This is a genomic window from Bradyrhizobium sp. SZCCHNR2028, assembly GCF_032380995.1.
Classification (GTDB): domain Bacteria; phylum Pseudomonadota; class Alphaproteobacteria; order Rhizobiales; family Xanthobacteraceae; genus Bradyrhizobium.
The window spans coordinates 228,380-248,251 of record NZ_JAUHJF010000004.1; the positions used below are offsets into that span (position 1 = coordinate 228,380).

A 19,872-nucleotide genomic window follows, 5' to 3' on the forward strand; every position below is an offset into this window, starting at 1 on the left:
GGTCGAAGCGCTGATCATGACGGAGCTGATCGAAAGGCTGCGGAGCGCCGTTGGCGACGCCCATGTTCTCGTCGCAGCCGACGATCAGGCGCCTTATCTGCGTGACTGGCTCGGCAAGTATCACGGCGCGGCGATTGCGGTGGTGCGCCCCGGCTCGACCGCGGAGGTTGCGGCCGTGATGGTGGCCTGCGCCGAGGCGCGCTCCGCCGTGGTGCCCCAGGGCGGCCACACCAGCCTGTCCGGCGGCGCGACGCCGGATGCGGGCGGAAGGGCGGTCGTGCTGTCGCTGGCGCGGATGAACCGTATCCGCGCGGTCGATGCCATCGGCCAGACCATCGTGGTCGATGCCGGCGTCGTACTGGCCAAGGTGCAGGACGCCGCGCGCGCGGCCGGCTTGCTGTTTCCGCTCAGCCTGGGCTCCGAGGGCAGTTGCACCGTCGGCGGCAATCTCGCGGCGAATGCCGGCGGCGTCGCCGTGCTGCGTTATGGCGTGATGCGCGAGCTGACGCTCGGCCTCGAGGTGGTGCTCCCGGACGGCCGGATCTGGGACGGCCTGCGCTCCTTGCGCAAGGACAACACCGGCTACGCGCTGCGCGATCTGTTCATCGGTTCGGAAGGAACGCTCGGCATCATCACCGGCGCCGTGCTCAAGCTGTTTCCGCAGCCGACCGCGCGTGCGACCTCCTTCGTCGCCGTGGCCGATGCAGCCGCCGCACTCGCGCTGCTGCGGCTGTCGCGTGCGCATTGCGGCGACCGGCTCACCGCGTTCGAGTTCCTGACCTCGGCGACGCTGGAGATGATCCTGCGCCAGATGCCGGACACGCGGCTGCCATTCGCGGCGCTTCCCGGCGCGGCAGTGCTGATCGAACTGAGCGACATTGGTGACGAGAGCGCGCTGACCGTGCGGCTCGAAACTGCGCTGGCCGAGGCGATGGCGAACGGGATCGCCTCAGATGCCGTGGTTGCTCAGGACGGCACGCAGGCGAAGGCGTTCTGGCGCGTGCGCGAAGGCGTGTCGGAGGCGCTGGTGCGCGAGGGCAAGGCGGTCAAGCACGACATCGCCCTCCCCGTCGCCGAGATCGCCGATTTCGTTGATGTGATGGATGCAGCAGTCCGTGCGGCGCTGCCGGGCGTCCGGCCCATGGTGTTCGGCCATCTCGGCGATGGCAACCTGCACTACAACCTGATGCGTCCGCTCGATATGAGCGAGGCGCAGTTCTACGAGCACGGTGCGCGGATCACCCGTATCGTCCACGACGAGATCACCCGCCGCCGGGGCTCGATCAGCGCCGAGCACGGCATCGGCCAGCTCCGCATCGCCGAGATGCCGCTGTGCAAGCCGCCGCTCGAGCTGGAACTGATGCGACAGCTCAAGGCTACGCTCGATCCGCATGGGCTGATGAACCCGGGCAAGCTGCTGCCGAACGTTTAGTTCGATGCTGATGTCGCCCGTCGTCCGGCTAGAGCCGACGTGACGTCAGCCTACGTCTTGCCGGATCCGCGCGACAGTCGCACGGGTTCCATTCAGGAAGAGGCTACCGAGTGCTGTCTCAACCGCACGCGCGAAACGAGGATCGTTCGGCAACCCGTGGCCGAAGACTGACGTAACCGACAACAACGCCGGCGCGAGCCGGCTCGCGACCGGGCCGGCCTCATCCGCCAGTGCGCGCAGCTTGGCCGCCAGCGGGTCGCGCAGCGCGATCGGCTGGCCGTGCTCGTCAGTGCCGCTGACGTAGCGCATCCATCCCGCAACGGCGAGCGCGAGCCGGGTGATCGGCACGCCGCGCGCCAGCCGGTCACGGATCGTGCCGAGCAGGCGCTGCGGCAGCTTCTGCGAGCCGTCCATCGCGATCTGCGCCGTGCGATGCTTGAGCGCCGGATTGCGGAAGCGGTTGAGCAGCGCGGCGCGATAGGCGGTCACGTCGAAGCCGCCGAGCGCGGGCAGGGTCGGGGTGACCTCGTCGCGCATCATGTCCTCGACGAGGCCGGCGAGATCGGGCTCGGCCATGGCTGCGGCCACCGTCTCGCATCCCATGAGGTAGCCGAGATAGGCGAGCGTCGAATGCGCGCCGTTGAGCAGCCGGAGCTTCATCAGCTCGAACGGCGCGACGTCGCGGACGAACTGCGCGCCGCTGGCGTCCCAGGCCGGACGGTCGCCGCCGAAATCATCCGCGATGACCCATTGGCTGAACGGCTCGGTCACGACGGGCCAGGCATCGTCGAGGCCGAGCGCAGCGCTGACATCGGCGCGGTCGGCGTCGGTGGTGGCCGGCACGATGCGGTCGACCATGGTCGAGGGAAAGCGGACATTGTCCGCGATCCATTCGGCGAGATCGCGGTCGACCAGCCCGGCGAAGGCGATGGCAAGGCCGCGCAGGGTGTGGCCGTTGGCGGGAAGGTTGTCGCAGGCGAGCACAGTGTAGGGCGGCAGGCCCTGCTGCCGCCGCAGCCGCAGGCCGCCGACGATGAAGCCGAGCGTGCTTCGCGGATGCGTGAGATTTAGAGCGTCGTGGCGGATGTCGGGATCATCGGCGCGCAACGCGCCGGTGGCCGGATCGTGGCTGTGGCCCTTCTCGGTCACTGTCGTCGAGACGATACGCACCGCGGGATCGGCCAGCCGTGCGATCATGCCCGCAGGATCTTCCGGCGCGACCGCAACGCCGGTGAGCGCGCCGATGACGCGCCGCGCATGGCCGGCGCCGTCGCTGGCCGTCACGCTGTAGAGGCCGCCTTGCGGTTCGAGCGCATCGCGGGTGTCGGGTGAGCGCAAGGAGACGCCGAGAATGCCCCAGTGCGGATCATCCTTGAGCAGCGCATCGGTGTAGACAGCCTGGTGGCCGCGATGGAACGCGCCGAGCCCGAGATGGACGATGCCGGTCGCGACGGCCGTGCGGTCGTAGTCCGGTTTCGGGATGCCGACAGGCAGGCGGTGGAGCGTGGCGGGGCTGAGACGGTCCATGGCGGGACTTCAGAAGATCAACTGCACTTTGCAGCATTCGGTCTGGTTGTGCTCGAACGTGTCGAACGCGGTGGCGTAGGCGTCGAGCTCGAAGCGGTGGGTGATCAGGCGCTCGGGCTGCAAGGTGCCGCTGGCGAACCACGCGATCACCTTGGCGAACTTGCCGCTGTTCAACCGCGAGGCGTGGATCGAAAGCTCCTTCGCCGTGACCTTCTGCTGCACGATCGTGGAGGGCTCGGCCGAGAAGCCGAGCAGGCCGATCCGCGCTGCGGGCGAGGCGATCTCGATCGCTTCAGCGAGAATGGCGGGATGGCAGGCGGCATCGATGATCAGCGTCGGCTTCAGGCCGGCGTCCGCGAGCGCTGCGGGCAGGGCGGTCTGCGCGGTGTTGATGACGCGATCGGCGCCATTGTGCCGCGCCGCGTCGAGGCGTTGGTCGATGCGGTCGGTGACGATCAGTTCCTTGACGCCATAGACGCGCTTGAGCACCTGGATCACGGTCAGCCCAATCGGCCCGGCGCCATAGACCAGCGCGACATCGGAGGCAAACACGCTTGTGTGGTCGGTGATGTTGGCGGCGATCGAGAACGGCTCGACCAGCGGCGCCTTGTCGTCGTCGACGCTGTCCGGCAGCAGATGCGCGTTCGCAGCCGGCACGCAGGCATATTCGGAAAAGCCGCCGTCGCGGTGGACGCCGAGCACGGCGAGTTCAGCGCAGACATTGGGACGGCCGACCGAGCAGGGATAGCAGTGGCCGCAGGCGACGACCGGATCGACCACGACGCGAGCGCCGAGCCGTGCGTCGACACCGTCGCCGAGCTTGTCGATGCGGCCGAAGAATTCATGGCCGATGACGCGCGGATAGCGCGCAAACGGGTTGCTGCCGTGAAGGATGTGGATGTCGGAGCCGCAGATGCCGGCGCGCTCGACCTTGATGCGGATCTCGCCGGCGGCGGCCTCGGGAATGGCGCGGGTTTCGATCGACAGGCGGCCGGGCCGCTCCACCACGAGGCTCTTCACGCGTTCCTCCATCCCTTGGGCGCTTCTTGGGCGCTCATCTCCACCGTGAGCGGCTGCCGTATAGCAATCCGAGAACTTGGATACAAGTTACGTATTGAAACCTAATTTGGTATCCATTATATGCTTTATCTTCATGAATGACATACAAAAGGCCCCCAAGCGGGCCGGCAGGGGAGGTTTGCCAATGTCTTCGTCCACATCCATGTCCCGTCGCAGCTTCGTCGGCACCGCACTCGCGGGGGCGTCCGCCCTGGCGTTCGGGCCAGCCCGGGCGCAGTCGGCCAAGTATCGCCTGCGCTACGGTACGGCGTTTCCCGCCACCCATCCCGGCGTCATCAGAATCATCGAGGCGTCCGAGGGCATCAAGAAGCAGACCAATGGTCTGGTCGACCTGCAGGTCTATCCGAACAGCCAGCTCGGCAGCGAGCCCGACATGTTCTCACAGGTGCGCAGCGGCGCCCTCGACTTCATGTCGACCTCCGGCGTGAACCAGACCGTGGTGCCGATCGGCGGCATCAATGCCATAGCCTTCGCGTTCGAGAGCTACGACCAGGTGTGGTCGGCGATGGATGGCGACCTCGGCAATCACGTGCGCGGCGAGTTCGCCAAGGTCGGCCTGCACGTGCTGCCGAAATGCCTCGACAACGGCTATCGCAACATCACCTCGGGCGCCAAGCCGATCACCTCGCCTGACGATCTCAAGGGCTTCAAGATCCGCGTGCCCGGCAATCCCTTGTGGGTGACGCTGTTCAAGACGCTCGGCGCGGCGCCGACGCCGATCAATTTCGGCGAGCTCTATGCGGCGTTGCAGACCCACATCGTCGACGGTCAGGAGAATCCGCTGGCATTGATCCAGAGCGCCAAGCTCTACGAGGTGCAGAAATTCATCGCGCTCTCCGGCCACATCTGGGACGGTCACCACATCTTCGCCAATGCGGCGCGCTGGAACGGCCTGCCCGCCGACGTGCGCGACGCGATCACCGCGACGCTGTCGGAGGCGGCCGTCAAGGAGCGGCAGGACATCCAGAGCTTCAACGAGAAGGCGCAGGCCGAAATGCAGGCGGGGGGCGTCGCGTTCAACAAGGTCGACACCAAGCCGTTCCGTGACGCGTTGCGCACCGCCGGCTTCTACACCGAGTGGAAGACCAAGTTCGGCGCCGAGGCCTGGGGCCTGCTCGAGAAGTCGGTCGGCCAGCTCTGAGGCTGGCATCGCGCGCGGAAGCGCAAGCAATCTGCGGGGAGGATACAATGGCCGTTGACATGACAGCGACGACCCCTGTGCCGTCGCATGGCGCGTTCGCGCGGTTCGATCAGCTGCTCGGCCGCACGGTCGAGGCGCTGGCGGCCACCATCGTCGTTGCCGAGCTGGTGCTGCTCGGCGCGGCGTCGGCCGCGCGCTACGTCTTCAATGCGCCCTTGATCTGGTCCGACGAACTCGCGACCGTGCTGTTCGTGTGGCTGGCGATGCTCGGTGCGGTCGTCGCGCTGCGGCGCGCCGAGCACATGCGGCTCACCGCCTTTGTGCGCAACCTCTCGCCGGCATGGCGGGCACGCACCGATGCGCTTGGACTGATGCTGGTCTGCACCGTGCTCGTCGCGCTGGTGATGCCGTCCTGGCATCATCTCGAAAGCCATATGATCAGCCGAATGCCGGTGCTCGAGATCAGCGAAGGTTTTCGCGAGGCCGCGATGCTCGTCGGCGTGCTCTTGATGCTGCTCACCGCCGTCGACCGGCTGATCCAGCAGGGGAGCTTGCTCCAGATCGTTGGCGCATTGGCGCTGGTGCTGGCGGGAGCAGGGGTGCTCTATGCCGCCGCGCCCGTGCTGGAGGATCTCGGCAACTACAATCTGTTCATCTTCTTCTTCGTCCTTGTCGCGGGTGCCATGGTGATCGGTACGCCGATCGCGTTCACCTTCCTGCTCGCCACCGTGGCTTACTTGCATTTTAGCACCACGGTGCCTGTCCTCATCGTGCCCGGCCGGGTCAGCGAGGGCATGTCGCACATGGTGCTGTTGGCGGTGCCGATGTTCGTGCTGCTGGGAGCGCTGATCGAGATCGCCGGGCTGGCGCGGGCGATGATCCTGTTTCTCGTGTCGCTGATCGGCCATCTCCGCGGTGGCCTGCAATATGTGCTGCTCGGCGCGATGTACCTGGTCTCGGGCATCTCCGGCGCCAAGGCGGCCGACATGGCCGCCGTCGCGCCGGCACTGTTTCCCGAGATGAAGCAGCGCGGCAGCTCCGAAGGTGATCTGGTGTCGCTGCTGTCGGCCTCGGCCGTGATGTCGGAGACGATCCCACCCTCGATCGTGCTGATCACGGTCGGATCGGTCACCGGCGTCTCGATCGCCGCATTGTTCACCGGCGGGCTGCTGCCGGCGGTGGTCGGCCTGATCGCGCTCTCCGTCGTGGTCTTCATGCAGACCCGAAAGGAGGACATGGGCGGCGCGCAGCGTTTCGACGCCAAGACGCGGCTGAAGCTGTTCGCGATCTCGATCCCCGGCCTCGGCCTGCCGATCGTCATCCGCTCGGCGGTGGTCGAGGGCGTCGCCACCGCGACCGAGGTCGCTGCCATCGGCGTCATCTACACGGTGCTGGTCGGCATCTTTGTCTATCGCCAGTTCGACTGGAAGCGGGTCTATCCGATCCTGGTCGATACCGCCTCGCTGTCCGGCGCGATCCTGCTGGTGGTGGGTGCGGCCACCGGCATGGCCTGGGCGCTGACCCAGTCCGGCTTCTCGCAGCAGCTCGTCGATCTCATGGTCGCCGTACCCGGCGGCCGCTGGGGCTTCCTCTTGATCTCGGCCCTCGCCTTCGTCGTGCTCGGCAGCGTGCTGGAAGGCGTGCCGGCCGTGGTGCTGTTCGGGCCGCTGCTGTTCCCGATCGCGCGGATGATGGGCGTGCACGAGGTGCACTACGCCATCATCGCGGTGTTCGCGATGGGGCTCGGCCTGTTCACGCCGCCGTTCGGCGTCGGCTTCTATCTCGCCTGCGCCATCGGCCGTGCCTCGCCCGACGAGGTCATCCGTCATGTCTGGCCGCATCTCGCCGCGCTCGTGGTGGCGCTGCTGCTGATCGTGTTCCTGCCATGGATCTCGATCGGTTTCCTGTGAATCGGATAGACTGCCGTCATGGATGACGATCTGACACCGCTGACGCGAATGGACGGCAAGGCCGGGCGGCGGCTCGCCGACCAGGTCTATGAGCGGCTGCTCGAGGACATCGTCTCCGGCGCGCTGCCGCCGGGGACGCCGATGGCCGAACTCGATCTGTGCGAGCGGCTCGGCGTCAGCCGCACGCCGGTGCGCGAGGCGCTGATCAAGCTCGCCGATGTCGATCTGGTTCGAATCTATCCGCAGAGCGGCAGCGTCGTCGCGCCGGTGTCGCGCGAGGCGTTCGGAGAAGCCCAGTTCATCCGCGAGCATCTCGAATGCGCGCTGGTCGCCGAGGCCGTGCGCTACATCGATGCGACCTCGCTGCGTGAATTGAACGAACTGATCGACAAGCAGAAGGCGGCCGCGACTCCCGCGGAGTTCTACGCCCATGACGAGGCGTTCCACCAGACCATCGCCCGCACCAGCCGGCATCCGCATGTCTGGCAGGTGATCCGCCAGACCAAGATCCATTTCGACCGCGTCCGGCATCTGACCTTGATCGAGGATGCCGGCCACATTCCGCTCCTGATCGCGCAGCATCAGGAGATCCTGGACGGGCTCGCGGCCTGCAACGAGGCCCAGGCGGTGGCAGCGATGCGCCGTCATTTGCGCGAGGTGTTCCGCCGCGCTGACGGCATTTTTGCACGGCAGGAAGAGTTGGCGCAGGCCGAGCCGCGCACAAGGACACGGCGGCGGCGCTGACCGCACGCGTTTTGGAAGGTGGACGACATGGAACAGACGTGGCGCTGGTTCGGACCGGATGATCCCATCACTTTGCCGCAGGTCCGCCAGACCGGCGCGACCGGCATCGTGACCGCGCTGCACCACATTCCCTATGGCGTGGTGTGGAGCACGGATGAGATCGTCAAGCGCATCGGCATGATCGAGGGTGATTCATCGCTGCGGCTGCGCTGGAGCGTGGTCGAGAGCCTGCCCGTGTCGGAGGCGATCAAGCTCGGCGAGGGCGACCTCACTGACCTGTTCGACAATTACCGGCAGTCGCTGCGCAACCTCGCGGCCTGCGGCGTCACCACCGTCTGCTACAATTTCATGGCCGTGCTGGACTGGACCCGCACCGAGCTCGCCTTCCGCCTGCCTGGCGGCGCCACCGCGCTGCGCTTCGATCAGGATCGCTTCGCCGCGTTCGACTGCTACATCCTGCAGCGCCCCGGCGCCGAGGCGGAGTTCTCCTCCGACGTGCTCGACCGTGCCCGCGCGTGGGTGGCGCAGGCCTCGGAATCCGACAAGGACCGTCTGCTCGCGACCATCATGGCCGGGTTGCCCGGAGCCTATGATCGCTATGACGTGCCCGGCCTGCGCCGCATGCTGGAGAAATATCGCGGCATCGGCCATGCCGAGCTGCGCGCCAACTACGCGCGCTTCCTGCGCGAGGTGGTACCCACGGCGGAGGAGTGCGGCGTCAGCCTGTGCGTCCATCCGGACGATCCGCCGCGGGACCTGTTCGGCCTGCCGCGCGTGGTGTCGTCAGCCGACGATCTGCAGTTCATCGTCGATGCCGCCCCGTCCAAGGCCAATGGCATCACGTTCTGCACCGGCGCGCTCGGCGCCGGCGGACAGAACAACGTGCCGGCGCTCGCCGAGCGCTTCGCTCCGCACATCCGCTTCGTGCATCTGCGCAACGTCACCAAGATGCTCGACGGCTCGTTCATGGAGGCGGAGCATCTGCGCGGCGACGTGGACATGGTTGCGGTCGTGACGACCTTGCTGAAGGAGCAGGCTCGCCGCAAGGCCGAGGGTGAGCCGGACTGGCGGATTCCGTTCCGGCCCGACCACGGCCACGAGCTGGCGGACGACATCGGTCGCGGCACCCATCCAGGCTATCCGCTGGTCGGCCGGCTCAAAGGTCTTGCCGAGATCCGCGGCGTCATGACCGCGGTAGCGGCCATTAACCGCTTGCCCGTCTGATCCAGGCCGCGCCGGACAACGCGCTTGTCAGCGCGCGTGCCGTGGCCGAGGATGCCGGCCCGAATTCGTCCATTCGAGTTGAACCGATGTCGACCTCGCTCTTCGATCTCTCCGGCAAGACCGCGCTGGTGACCGGGTCCTCGCGTGGCCTCGGCCGCGCCATCGCCGAAGGCTTCGCCAAGGCTGGCGCGCGGCTCGTCATCAACGGCACCGACCCGGCGCGCACGCTGGCAGCCGTGGAGGAATTCCGCGCCGTGGGCCATCAGGCCGAGGCCTGTCCGTTCGACGTGACCGACGAAGAGGCCGTCGTCCGCGCCTTCGCGCGCTTCGATGACGAGGGGATTGCGATCGACATCCTCGTCAACAATGCCGGCATCCAGCACCGCAAGCCGCTGGTCGAGTTCACCACCGACGAGTGGCGCCGGATCATCGAGACCAATCTCACCAGCGCCTTCGTGATCGGGCGCGAGGCCGCCAAGCGGATGATCCCGCGCAAGAGCGGCAAGATCATCAACATCGGCTCGCTCGGCAGCGAGTTGGCGCGGCCGACAATCGGACCCTACACCACGGCCAAGGGCGGCATCCGCAACCTGACCCGTGCGATGGCGGTCGAATGGGCGGCGCACGGCATCCAGGCCAACGCGATCGGCCCCGGCTACATGCTGACCGACATGAACCAGGCGTTGATGAGCAATCCCGACTTCAACAATTGGCTGATGTCGCGCGTCCCGGCGAAGCGCTGGGGCCGTCCGGACGAGCTGGTCGGCACCGCAATCTTCCTGGCCTCCGAGGCCTCCACCTACGTCAACGGCCAGACCATCTATGTCGATGGCGGCATGCTGGCGTCGATGTAGGATCGGCCGGGACAACGAGCCAGGGAGAACAGCCGATGCGAGCCGTCGTGATTCATGCGCCCAAGGATCTGCGCATCGACAGCTATCCCGATCCGGCGCCCGGAGCAGGTGAGGTCCGGGTCAAGATCGAAGCCGGCGGCATCTGCGGCTCGGACCTGCACTACTATCATCATGGCGGCTTCGGCACCGTCAGGATCAAGCAGCCGATGGCCCTGGGCCATGAGATCGCCGGCATCGTTGCCGCGGTGGGCAGCGGCGTCAGCGGCCTTGCCGAAGGCGCGCGCGTCGCGGTCAATCCGAGCCTGCCGTGCGGCAGATGTGTCTATTGCCGCGAGGGGCTGCGCAACCAGTGCCTGGACATGCGCTTCATGGGCAGCGCGATGCGCGATCCCCACGTGCAGGGCGGCTTCCGCGAGTTCGTCACCGTCGATGCCGCGCAGGCTGTTCCGATCGCGCCGTCGCTGTCGCTCGGTGAAGCGGCGATGGCCGAGCCGCTGTCGGTGTGTCTGCATGCGGCGCATCAGGCTGGCTCGCTGCTCGGCAAGCGGGTGCTGGTGACCGGCTGCGGCCCGATCGGTGCACTGTCGATCCTGGTTGCGCGTTACGGCGGCGCCGCCGAGATCGTGGCCACTGACGTCGCCGATGCGCCGCTGGTGGTCGCGCGCGCCCTCGGGGCCAGCCACGCCTTCAATGTCGGCGCGGGGCCGTCCGCGCTCGATCCGTGGCGGGCCGGCAAGGGCACGTTCGACGTGTTGTTTGAGGCCTCCGGCAACCAGGCCGCGCTGCGTGCCGCACTGGATGTCATCAGGCCCGGCGGCATCATCGTCCAGCTCGGGCTCGGCGGCGAGATGACCCTGCCGGTCAACACGCTGGTCACGAAGGAGCTGCAATTGCGCGGCACGTTCCGGTTCGACCGCGAATTCGAGCTGGCGGTGCGGCTGATGGGCGAGGGGCTGCTCGACGTCAAGCCATTGATCTCGGCCGCGCTGCCATTCGAGCAGGCGGTTGCCGCGTTCGAGCTCGCCAGCGATCGAAGCCGGTCGATGAAGGTTCATTTGACGTTTTGATGGATGGATCGACGCCGATGAAAGTCGCCTGCATCGGAGAGTGCATGGTGGAGTTCGCGCAGGAGGACGGCAGTCTGTTCCGGCGCGGCTTCGGCGGTGACACGCTGAACACGGCGCTCTATCTGGCCCGGCTCGGCGTGCCCACCTCCTACGTCACCGCGCTCGGTGACGATCCCTTGAGTGCCATGATGCTCGCGGCCTGGCAGGCCGAGGGCATCGACACCTCGGAGGTGCTGCAGGTCGAGGGCCGCGTGCCCGGCCTGTACATGATCGAGCGCGATGCCAAGGGCGAGCGCAGCTTCCTCTATTGGCGCGACCGCGCGCCGGCGCGCGAGCTGTTCGATCGCGCCGACAGCGACATGCTCGACAGGCTTTCGCGCTTCGACTGGATCTATCTCTCCGGCATCAGTCTCTCGCTGTACGGCGAGACCGGCAAGGCCAAGCTGCGCGAGCTCTTGACGGTGGCGCGCAAGCGCGGCGCGCGGGTCGCCTTCGACGGCAACTATCGGCCGCGCGGCTGGGCCAGCCGCGAGGCGGCGCAACGCGCATTCCGCGCGATCCTGCCGCTGGTCGACGTCGCGCTGCCGACGCTGGAGGACGAGCAGATGCTGTTCGGCGATTCCGATGCGTCGGTCAGCCTGCGCCGCTTCAAGGACGCCGGCGTGGGCGAAGTCGTCGTCAAGCGCGGCGCGCGCGGCTGTCTGATCCATGCCGATGGCGTGCTGGTCGACATTGCGCCGCCCGCGGTGCTCAAGCCGATCGACACCACGGCGGCCGGCGATTCCTTCAATGCGGGTTATCTCGCCGCGCGCATCAAGGGCGCGCCGCCACGGAAGGCGGCGTTGGCGGGCCACCGGCTGGCGGGGGCCGTGATCATGGCGCCGGGGGCCGTGATTCCGGCAACCGCGATGCCGCGGGACATTCTGGCGATGAGCGAGGCGTGATGAGCACTCTGGACAAGCGCGCGAAGCTCGATGCGGTGCTCGCGCTGGCGCCGGTGATCCCCGTGATCACCATTGACGATGCGGCGCACGCCGTGCCGCTGGCGCGCGCCCTTGTGAGCGGTGGTCTGCGCGTGATCGAGATCACCTTGCGCACGCAAGCCGGTCTCGATGCTGCACGCGCGATCATCGATGAGGTGCCGGACGCCGTTGTCGGCATCGGCACGGTGCTGACGCCGGCGGACTACGAGCGCGCCGCCAGGCTCGGTGCAGCCTTCGCGATCAGCCCCGGCCTGTCGATCGGCCTGCTCGATGCCGCGAATGCCGGCGAGCTGCCGTTCGCGCCGGGCGTCCAGACCGCGTCGGATCTCATCGCCTGCGTGACGCGCGGCTATGAGCTGGTGAAGTTCTTTCCGGCGGTGCCGGCCGGCGGGCTTGCCGCGCTCGATGCGCTGGCCGGACCATTCCCGAGCGTGCGCTTCTGCCCGACCGGCGGTATCAATGCCGGCAACGCTGCGCAATGGCTCGCGCACAAGAAGGTCGTCGCAATCGGCGGCTCCTGGGTCGCGCCGGCGGCCGACATCAAGGCGGGCGCCTGGGCCGCGATCGAGCTGCGCGCCCGCGAGGCGACCAAGCTGCGGTAGCTGAACGCTGCTGACAACTTAAGATTTCATTGGTGTATGCTGTCGCTCTTGGGCAGTGTGCACGCGCGGGCTCGCACATCCTTTTCAAAAAGTATTACAGTCAAATAATATGACTAGTCAGCCCTGAGGTTCCGTGGAATAACCGGGCACGTCGGCCGTTGAGGCCGGCTGAAAAGGTGCGACGACACCGCTCTGGAGCGGCGGCGCATCCAAAACAGACATTTGGGAGAGAACGCCTGATGACCCTGAAAGCCCTCTTTGCGGCCTCCGCGACGGCCGCCTTGTTGCTTGCCACGTCCGCCAGCGCTGCCGAACTGACCGTCGGCTTCTCGCAGATCGGCTCCGAGTCCGGCTGGCGCGCCGCCGAGACCTCCGTCTCCAAGTCGGAAGCCGCCAAGCGCAAGATCAACCTGAAGATCGCCGACGCGCAGCAGAAGCAGGAAAACCAGATCAAGGCGATCCGCTCCTTCATCGCGCAGGGGGTGGATGCGATCTTCCTGGCGCCGGTCGTGGCCTCGGGCTGGGATGCCGTGCTGAAGGAAGCTAAGGAAGCCAAGATTCCGGTGGTGCTGCTCGACCGTGACATCGATCCGTCGGGCAAGGACCTCTATCTGACCGCCGTTACCTCCGACAGCGTGCATGAAGGCGAGGTCGCCGGCGAGTGGCTCGCCAAGACCGTCGGCGGCAAGGCCTGCAACGTCGTCGAGCTGCAGGGCACGGTCGGCGCCAGCGTCGCCACCAACCGCAAGAAGGGTTTTGACGCGGTCGTCACCAAGAATGCCAACCTGAAGGTCGTGCGCAGCCAGACCGGCGACTTCACCCGTGCCAAGGGCAAGGAGGTGATGGAGAGCTTCATCAAGGCCGAGAACGGCGGCAAGTCGATCTGCGCGGTCTACGCCCATAACGACGACATGATGGTCGGCGCGATCCAGGCGATGAAGGAAGCCGGGCTCAAGCCGGGCAAGGACATCCTGACCGTCTCGATCGACGCCGTGCCGGATATCTTCAAGGCGATCGCCGCAGGCGAAGCCAATGCGACCGTCGAGCTGACGCCGAACATGGCCGGACCGGCCTTCGACGCCATCGTTGCCTACAAGGAAAAGGGCACCACGCCGCCGAAGTGGATCCAGACGGAATCGAAGCTCTACACGGCGGCTGACGAGCCGCAGAAGGTCTACGACAGCAAGAAGGGCCTCGGCTACTGAGCCTTGGCTGTTGAGCCGTCGTCCCGGCGCTCGCCGGGACGATGGACGACAAGTCGCTGGCGTCCGCACATCGTGCGGACGTCAACCTTCCTGGTGATCGCCAAGTAGTTCGTCATGTCTGATAGTTCAGCTCCGCCGGCGATGCGTCCAGCCCTGCTGGAAATCCGCGGCTTGGCCAAGAGCTTCGGTACGCTGAAGGCGCTTGATGACGTCGACTTCACGCTGGGTGAGGGCGAGATTCACGCGCTGCTGGGCGAGAACGGCGCCGGCAAGTCGACCCTGATCAAGGTGGTCACCGGGGTGTTCGCGCGGGACGCCGGCACCGTGCGGCTGGCGGACCGCGAGATCGCGCCGCGCTCGGCCAAGGACGCCGTCGATGCCGGCATCGCGACCGTCTATCAGGAAGTGAATCTGCTGCCGAACCTCTCGGTGGCGCAGAACCTCTATCTCGGCCGGCAGCCGACGCGCTTCGGCGTCGTGCGCGAGGCTGAAATGAAGCGGCGGGCGCATGCGCTGCTGCTGGATTATGGGCTGGACATCGACGTCGGCGCACCGCTGTCGAGCTATTCGGTCGCGGTCCAGCACATTACGGCGATCGCGCGCGCCGTCGATCTCTCCGCGCGCGTGCTCATTCTCGACGAGCCGACGGCGAGCCTCGACCGCCACGAGGTCGAAATCCTGTTCAAGGTGATGCGCCAGCTTGCCGCCCGCGGCATCGGCATCGTGTTCGTCAGCCACTTCCTCGATCAGGTCTACGAGATCTGCGATCGCGTCACGGTGCTGCGCAACGGCCGGCTGATCGGCACGCGCGAGATTGCCGATCTGCCGCGGCTCGACCTGATCCGCATGATGCTGGGCCGCGAGCTCGCCGAGACCACCGGCGAACGTGCCGCCAGCCAGCCCGAGACCGCACGCGAGGTCTGTGTCAGCTTCAAGGGCTACGGCAAGCAGGGCTATCTTGCGCCGTTCGATCTGGAGCTGCGCCGCGGCGAGGTGGTCGGGCTTGCCGGCCTGCTCGGCTCAGGCCGCACCGAGACGGCACGGCTCGTGTTCGGCGCCGAGCGCGCCGACAGCGGTGCGGCCACCGTCAACGGTGAGACCGTGCGGCTGAATTCGCCGCGCGACGCCGCCGGGCTCGGCTTCGGCTATTGCCCGGAGGAGCGCAAGACTGAGGGCATCGTCGCCGATCTGACCGTGCGCGAGAACATCATCCTGGCGCTGCAGGCCCGGCGCGGCCTGCACCGGCCGCTGTCGCGGCGCGAGCAGGATGAGATCGCGATGCGCTACATTCGCATGCTCGACATCAGGCCGCCCGACCCGGAACGGCCGATCGGGCTGCTCTCCGGCGGCAATCAGCAGAAGGCGCTGCTGGCGCGCTGGCTCGCGACCTCGCCGAAGCTTCTCGTGCTGGACGAGCCGACCCGCGGCATCGACGTCGGGGCCCATGCCGAGATCATCCGCCTGGTGCGCGAGCTCTGCGAGCAGGGCCTGGCGCTGCTCGTGATCTCCTCGGAGCTCGACGAGATCGTCACCTATTCCAACCGCGTCATCGTGCTGCGCGACCGTGCCCATGTCGAGGAGCTGAAGGGCGACGCCGTCGAAGTTTCCAGCATTCTCGCGGCGATCGCGGCCGATGTACCGACCGCGCACGAGGCCGCATCATGACGCTCCGGATTCCGCGCCGTGGTCTCGCGCAAGCCCTGGCACTGATCGTGATCCTGATCATCGATCGCACGGTGTCGCCGCAGTTCTTCAACCTGCATCTGCAGGATGGCCGGCTGTTCGGCAGCGTGATCGACGTGCTCAACCGCGGCACGCCGGTGGCGCTGCTGTCGCTCGGCATGGTGCTGGTGATTGCGACCGGCGGCATCGACCTCTCGGTCGGCGCCGTGATGGCGATCGCAGGCGCCACTGCGGCGAGCCTCGCCGATACGCAGCCGCTGCCGGTCGTGATCGGCTCGGCGCTCGCCGTCGGCCTCGCCTGCGGGCTGTGGAACGGCATCCTCGTCGCCGTCCTGCGCATCCAGCCGATCGTCGCCACGCTCATCCTCATGGTTGCCGGGCGCGGCATCGCGCAGCTCATCACCGAGGGGCGCATCGTCACGTTCACGTCGCCTGACCTGGTGTGGATGGGCAACGGCGCCGTGCTCGGCCTGCCGACGCCGATCGTGATCGCGGTCGGCATGCTGCTGGTGACGGGGGCGGTCGTGCGCGGCACCGCGCTCGGGCTCCTGATCGAGGCGACCGGGGGCAATGCACGCGCGAGCGAGCTCTCCGGCGTCGGCACCCGCGCCATGATCCTGTCGGTCTATGTCTGGTGCGGACTGTGCGCCGCGCTCGCGGGCGTCATTGCGGCCGCCGACATCATGGGCGCCGACGCCAACAATGCTGGGCTGTGGCTCGAGCTCGATGCGATCCTCGCCGTGGTCATCGGCGGCACCTCGCTGTTCGGCGGGCGATTCAGCCTGGTGCTGGCGGTCGCCGGCGCGCTGATCATCCAGGCCATGAACACCGGCATCCTGCTGTCGGGCTATCCGCCGGAGCTCAACCTGCTGGTCAAGGCCGTCGTCGTGCTCGCCGTGCTGCTGGCGCAGTCGCCGCGGCTCGGCGATCTCTCGCGCTTCACCGCGCGCTGGCGGAGGATGAAGCCATGAGAGCATCGACCTCGGTTGCGATCACGGCCTTTGTGCTGGTCGCCGGCTTCGCGTTGTGCGCGTTGCAATTCCCGAACATCGCCTCCACCCGCGTCGTCGCCAATCTGCTCACCGACAACGCCTTCCTCGGCATCGTTGCGGCGGGGATGACCTTCGTCATCATCTCCGGCGGCATCGATCTGTCGGTCGGCTCGGTGATCGGCTTCACCACGGTGTTCGTGGCGCTCGCGATCGAGCGCTGGGGCATCCCGCCCTTTGCCGCGTTCGCAATGGTGCTCGTGCTGTGCGCGCTGTTCGGCGCCGCGATGGGCGCCGTCATCCACGTCTTCGACCTGCCGCCTTTCATCGTGACCCTCGCGGGCATGTTCCTGGCACGCGGCGTCAGCTTCCTGCTGTCGACCGAGTCGATTCCGATCACCGCGCCGATTTACAGCGCCGTGTCCGATTTCGCGATCCGGCTGCCAGGCGGCGGACGACTCACCGCGATTGCGATCGCCATGCTGGTCATCCTGGTCTTGAGCGCGCTGCTGCTGCACCTCACCCGTTTCGGCGCGAACGTCTATGCGCTCGGCGGCAGCCGCGCCGCGACGGCCCTGATGGGCATTCCGGTCGGACCGATGACGATCCGCATCTATATGCTGTCGAGCGTGCTTGCCGGCCTCGCCGGCATCGTCTTCTCCTTCTATACGGCGGCCGGCTATTCGCTTTCTGCGGTCGGTGTCGAGCTCGACACCATCGCCGCGGTGGTGATCGGCGGAACATTGTTGACGGGCGGGCAGGGCTCCGTCATCGGCACCTTCCTTGGCGTCCTGATCCAGGGCATGATCCAGACCTACATCAACTTCGACGGCACGCTGTCGAGCTGGTGGACCAAGATCGCCACGGGGGTTCTGTTGTTCGTTTTCATTGCGCTGCAGCAAGGTCTGATGGCGCTGGCGCGCCGCTCGTCCGTCAAACCGGCGGGGGCGAGGACATGACCTCGCAGCTCGTCTCGATTCCGACACGGCGCGCGCATTCCAACCATGCCGAGGTCGCCCGCAGCATCGGCATCGACATCATCTCCGGCCGTCTGGCCGAGGGAGCGCGCCTGCCCGGCGATGCCGAGCTGACGGCGACGTTCGGCGTGTCGCGTCCGGTGCTGCGCGAAAGCGTGAAGACGCTCGTTGCAAAAGGGCTGCTGTCGACCAAGGCGCGCGTCGGCACCGTGGTGCGCGGACGCTCGGACTGGAACATGTTCGATCCCGACGTGCTGGCTTGGCACCTCGATGCCGGCATCGACAAGCGCTTCCTCGCCGACCTCGCCGAGATCCGGCTGGCGATCGAGCCGCGCGCGGCGGCGCTCGCTGCCGAACGCCGCAGCGAGGACGATCTTGCCGCGATGAGCAAGGCAATGGCGCAGATGGAGCGCGAGCCGTCGACCTCGGTCGCCTTCGCCGAAGCCGACCTTGCTTTGCACATCGCGATCGCCAATGCCTCCGGCAATCCCTTCATGCGCTCGATCGGCGCCGTCATCGAAGCCGCCTTGCGCGCCTCGTTCGTCCTGAGCGCCCCGATCGAGACTGCCGATCGCGACACCGTGCTGGTCTGGCACCAGCGCATCATCGACGCGATCGCCGCTCGAGACGCCGAGGGCGCCTCCGAGGCCATGATCGAAGTCATCTACAACGGCCGGCGGCGCCATGCCCAGTCGGCTGCACGAACGGACCGGGAATGAGCAACGACAACGAGAAGAAGACGCTGCGGAGCCAGGCGTGGTTCGGCCGCCAGGACAAGATGGGCTTCTATTATCGCTCGTTCCTGAAGAACAGCGGCACGCCGCAGGACCGGTTCGATGGACGGCCCGTCATCGGCATCTGCAACACCTGGTCGGAGCTGACGCCCTGCAACGCGCATTTCCGCGTCATCGCCGAGCATGTCCGGCAGGGCGTGCTCGACGCCGGCGGCTATCCGCTCGAATTCCCCGTCTCCTCGCTCGGCGAGGTGACGATGCGTCCCACCGCGATGCTGTTCCGCAACCTCGCCTCGATGGATGTCGAGGAGGCGATCCGCGCGCACCCGCTCGACGGCGTCGTGCTGCTGATGGGCTGCGACAAGACCACGCCGGCGCTCTTGATGGGCGCCGCCTCGGCCAACCTGCCTGCGATCGGTGTTTCAGGCGGGCCACAACTGCGCGGCGTCTATCGTGGCCAGATCATCGGCTCCGGCACCAACATCATCTCGATGAGCGAGCAACTGCGTGCCGGCGAGATCACGCTGAAGGAATTCCACGAGGCCGAGGCCGGCATGAACCGCTCCGCCGGCAGCTGCATGACCATGGGCACGGCCTCGACCATGGCGTCGATGGTGGAAGCGCTCGGCATCGGCCTGCCGGAAAACGCAGCGATCCCTGCTGCGGACGCGCGGCGCAACCTGCTGGCGCGCATGGCCGGCCGCCGCATCGTCGAGATGGTTGCTGAGGATCTCAAGCCGTCCGACATCCTCACGCGGCAGGCGTTCGAGAATGCGATCCGCACGCTGGCCGCGATCGGCGGCTCGACCAACGCCGTGGTGCATCTGCTCGCCATTGCTGGCCGTGTCGGCGTCGAGCTGACGCTCGATGATTTCGATCGGCTCTGCCGCGACGTGCATTGCCTGGTCGACCTGATGCCGTCGGGCCGCTTCCTGATGGAGGACTTCTACTACGCCGGCGGCCTGCCGGCCGTGTTGCGCGCGCTCGGCGAGCGCGGCCTGCTGCACAAGGACGCCCGCACCGTCAACGGCAAGACGCTATGGGACAACGTCGCCGCCGCGCCGAACTGGAACGCCGACGTCATCACCCCGTTCGACTCGCCGTTCAAGACGGAAGCCGGCATCGCGATCCTCACCGGCAATCTCGCGCCCAACGGCGCCGTCATCAAGCCGTCGGCGGCCTCGCCGGAGCTGATGAACCATACGGGACGGGCGGTCGTGTTCGAGAGTGTCGAGGAGATGCATGACGCCGTCGACGACGACAATCTCGACATCGATGCGTCCTGCATCATGGTGCTGAAGAACTGTGGACCGAAGGGCTATCCGGGCATGGCCGAGGTCGGCAACATGCCGCTCCCGGCGAAGCTCCTGCGCCAGGGCGTGCGCGACATGATCCGCATCTCGGATGCGCGCATGTCGGGCACCGCTTACGGCACCGTCGTCCTGCACGTCGCGCCGGAGGCCACCGTCGGTGGACCGCTGGCGCTGGTGAAGAATGGCGACATGATCACGCTCGACGTCGCCGCCCGCGCGCTGCATCTGCATGTCAGCGACGAGGAGCTGGCGACGCGCCGCGCCGCATGGACGCCGCCGAAGCCGCATGCGGCTCGCGGCTATCAGAAGCTCTACATCGATCACGTGCTGCAGGCGGATCGCGGCGTTGATTTCGATTTTCTCGTTGGCCGCAGCGGCTCGCCGGTGCCGCGCGACAATCACTAGAG

At 67.2% G+C, this 19,872-nt stretch carries 17 protein-coding genes; 15 read left to right on the forward strand and 2 right to left on the reverse strand.

What is annotated here, in order from left to right; genetic code table 11:
• The first annotated feature begins 16 nt into the window (after positions 1-16).
• Complete coding sequence (locus QX121_RS09300; RefSeq protein ID WP_315811746.1) at positions 17-1,432, forward strand: FAD-binding oxidoreductase; 1,416 nt, start codon at positions 17-19, stop codon at positions 1,430-1,432.
• 45 nt (positions 1,433-1,477) lie between these two features.
• Here the strand turns inward: QX121_RS09300 and QX121_RS09305 are convergent, their stop codons facing one another.
• Together QX121_RS09305 and QX121_RS09310 are read right to left on the reverse strand one after the other, a co-directional pair.
• Positions 1,478-2,959: a mannitol dehydrogenase family protein gene (locus QX121_RS09305; RefSeq protein WP_315811747.1), complete on the reverse strand. Its 1,482-nt coding sequence runs from the start codon at positions 2,957-2,959 to the stop codon at positions 1,478-1,480.
• Positions 2,960-2,968: 9 nt separating this feature from the next.
• The gene (locus tag QX121_RS09310) at positions 2,969-3,979 is read right to left on the reverse strand and encodes a Zn-dependent oxidoreductase (RefSeq protein WP_315811748.1); all 1,011 of its coding nucleotides are present in this window, start codon (positions 3,977-3,979) and stop codon (positions 2,969-2,971) included.
• Positions 3,980-4,163: 184 nt separating this feature from the next.
• On the opposite strand from QX121_RS09310, the gene QX121_RS09315 reads away from it, so the two are divergent.
• The 14 genes from QX121_RS09315 to QX121_RS09380 all read left to right on the forward strand — a co-directional run bounded on the left by QX121_RS09315 (position 4,164) and on the right by QX121_RS09380 (position 19,870).
• Positions 4,164-5,180 carry a TRAP transporter substrate-binding protein gene (locus tag QX121_RS09315; RefSeq protein WP_315811749.1) on the forward strand — a complete coding sequence of 339 codons (1,017 nt, stop codon included), beginning with the start codon at positions 4,164-4,166 and terminating at the stop codon, positions 5,178-5,180.
• 47 nt (positions 5,181-5,227) lie between these two features.
• The gene (locus tag QX121_RS09320; protein WP_409999325.1) at positions 5,228-7,090 is read left to right on the forward strand and encodes a TRAP transporter large permease subunit; all 1,863 of its coding nucleotides are present in this window, start codon (positions 5,228-5,230) and stop codon (positions 7,088-7,090) included.
• Positions 7,091-7,108: 18 nt separating this feature from the next.
• Positions 7,109-7,834 carry a GntR family transcriptional regulator gene (locus QX121_RS09325; RefSeq protein ID WP_315738476.1) on the forward strand — a complete coding sequence of 242 codons (726 nt, stop codon included), beginning with the start codon at positions 7,109-7,111 and terminating at the stop codon, positions 7,832-7,834.
• 27 nt (positions 7,835-7,861) lie between these two features.
• Entirely contained in the window at positions 7,862-9,058 is a 1,197-nt protein-coding gene (uxuA, locus tag QX121_RS09330; protein ID WP_315755434.1) for a mannonate dehydratase, read from the forward strand.
• A gap of 86 nt (positions 9,059-9,144) precedes the next feature.
• Positions 9,145-9,912, forward strand: coding sequence for an SDR family oxidoreductase (locus QX121_RS09335; RefSeq protein WP_315776061.1), 768 nt, complete (start codon positions 9,145-9,147; stop codon positions 9,910-9,912).
• A 35-nt stretch (positions 9,913-9,947) separates the two neighbouring features.
• On the forward strand, positions 9,948-10,979 hold the full coding sequence (locus QX121_RS09340; RefSeq protein ID WP_315738473.1) for an L-idonate 5-dehydrogenase: 1,032 nt from the start codon (positions 9,948-9,950) through the stop codon (positions 10,977-10,979).
• Positions 10,980-11,026: 47 nt separating this feature from the next.
• Positions 11,027-11,923, forward strand: coding sequence for a sugar kinase (locus tag QX121_RS09345; RefSeq protein WP_409999331.1), 897 nt, complete (start codon positions 11,027-11,029; stop codon positions 11,921-11,923).
• Complete coding sequence (gene eda, locus QX121_RS09350) at positions 11,920-12,564, forward strand: bifunctional 4-hydroxy-2-oxoglutarate aldolase/2-dehydro-3-deoxy-phosphogluconate aldolase (protein ID WP_315811752.1); 645 nt, start codon at positions 11,920-11,922, stop codon at positions 12,562-12,564. Before QX121_RS09345 ends, eda begins: the two co-directional genes overlap by 4 nt.
• Positions 12,565-12,803: 239 nt before the next feature.
• Complete coding sequence (ytfQ, locus tag QX121_RS09355) at positions 12,804-13,769, forward strand: galactofuranose ABC transporter, galactofuranose-binding protein YtfQ (RefSeq protein WP_315811753.1); 966 nt, start codon at positions 12,804-12,806, stop codon at positions 13,767-13,769.
• Between the two features lie 114 nt (positions 13,770-13,883).
• Positions 13,884-15,434, forward strand: a complete 1,551-nt coding sequence (locus QX121_RS09360) for a sugar ABC transporter ATP-binding protein (protein WP_315811754.1) — start codon at positions 13,884-13,886, stop codon at positions 15,432-15,434.
• The gene (locus QX121_RS09365) at positions 15,431-16,423 is read left to right on the forward strand and encodes an ABC transporter permease (RefSeq protein WP_315811755.1); all 993 of its coding nucleotides are present in this window, start codon (positions 15,431-15,433) and stop codon (positions 16,421-16,423) included. Before QX121_RS09360 ends, QX121_RS09365 begins: the two co-directional genes overlap by 4 nt.
• Positions 16,420-17,400: a galactofuranose ABC transporter, permease protein YjfF gene (gene yjfF / locus QX121_RS09370; RefSeq protein ID WP_315738467.1), complete on the forward strand. Its 981-nt coding sequence runs from the start codon at positions 16,420-16,422 to the stop codon at positions 17,398-17,400. Before QX121_RS09365 ends, yjfF begins: the two co-directional genes overlap by 4 nt.
• Positions 17,397-18,137, forward strand: coding sequence for a FadR/GntR family transcriptional regulator (locus QX121_RS09375; protein ID WP_315772067.1), 741 nt, complete (start codon positions 17,397-17,399; stop codon positions 18,135-18,137). Before yjfF ends, QX121_RS09375 begins: the two co-directional genes overlap by 4 nt.
• On the forward strand, positions 18,134-19,870 hold the full coding sequence (locus tag QX121_RS09380) for an IlvD/Edd family dehydratase (RefSeq protein ID WP_315811756.1): 1,737 nt from the start codon (positions 18,134-18,136) through the stop codon (positions 19,868-19,870). Before QX121_RS09375 ends, QX121_RS09380 begins: the two co-directional genes overlap by 4 nt.
• Positions 19,871-19,872: the final 2 nt, after the last annotated feature.

What these genes read in the sequence shown, in the direction of transcription:
- QX121_RS09300 (WP_315811746.1), top strand. Translation starts at nt 17, where the DNA reads ATGACGGAGCTGATCGAAAGGCTGCGGAGCGCCGTTGGCGACGCCCAT.
- QX121_RS09305 (WP_315811747.1), bottom strand. Translation starts at nt 2,959, where the DNA reads ATGGACCGTCTCAGCCCCGCCACGCTCCACCGCCTGCCTGTCGGCATC.
- QX121_RS09315 (WP_315811749.1), top strand. Translation starts at nt 4,164, where the DNA reads ATGTCTTCGTCCACATCCATGTCCCGTCGCAGCTTCGTCGGCACCGCA.
- QX121_RS09320 (WP_409999325.1), top strand. Translation starts at nt 5,228, where the DNA reads ATGGCCGTTGACATGACAGCGACGACCCCTGTGCCGTCGCATGGCGCG.
- QX121_RS09325 (WP_315738476.1), top strand. Translation starts at nt 7,109, where the DNA reads ATGGATGACGATCTGACACCGCTGACGCGAATGGACGGCAAGGCCGGG.
- uxuA (WP_315755434.1), top strand. Translation starts at nt 7,862, where the DNA reads ATGGAACAGACGTGGCGCTGGTTCGGACCGGATGATCCCATCACTTTG.
- QX121_RS09335 (WP_315776061.1), top strand. Translation starts at nt 9,145, where the DNA reads ATGTCGACCTCGCTCTTCGATCTCTCCGGCAAGACCGCGCTGGTGACC.
- QX121_RS09340 (WP_315738473.1), top strand. Translation starts at nt 9,948, where the DNA reads ATGCGAGCCGTCGTGATTCATGCGCCCAAGGATCTGCGCATCGACAGC.
- ytfQ (WP_315811753.1), top strand. Translation starts at nt 12,804, where the DNA reads ATGACCCTGAAAGCCCTCTTTGCGGCCTCCGCGACGGCCGCCTTGTTG.
- QX121_RS09360 (WP_315811754.1), top strand. Translation starts at nt 13,884, where the DNA reads ATGTCTGATAGTTCAGCTCCGCCGGCGATGCGTCCAGCCCTGCTGGAA.
- QX121_RS09365 (WP_315811755.1), top strand. Translation starts at nt 15,431, where the DNA reads ATGACGCTCCGGATTCCGCGCCGTGGTCTCGCGCAAGCCCTGGCACTG.
- yjfF (WP_315738467.1), top strand. Translation starts at nt 16,420, where the DNA reads ATGAGAGCATCGACCTCGGTTGCGATCACGGCCTTTGTGCTGGTCGCC.
- QX121_RS09375 (WP_315772067.1), top strand. Translation starts at nt 17,397, where the DNA reads ATGACCTCGCAGCTCGTCTCGATTCCGACACGGCGCGCGCATTCCAAC.
- QX121_RS09380 (WP_315811756.1), top strand. Translation starts at nt 18,134, where the DNA reads ATGAGCAACGACAACGAGAAGAAGACGCTGCGGAGCCAGGCGTGGTTC.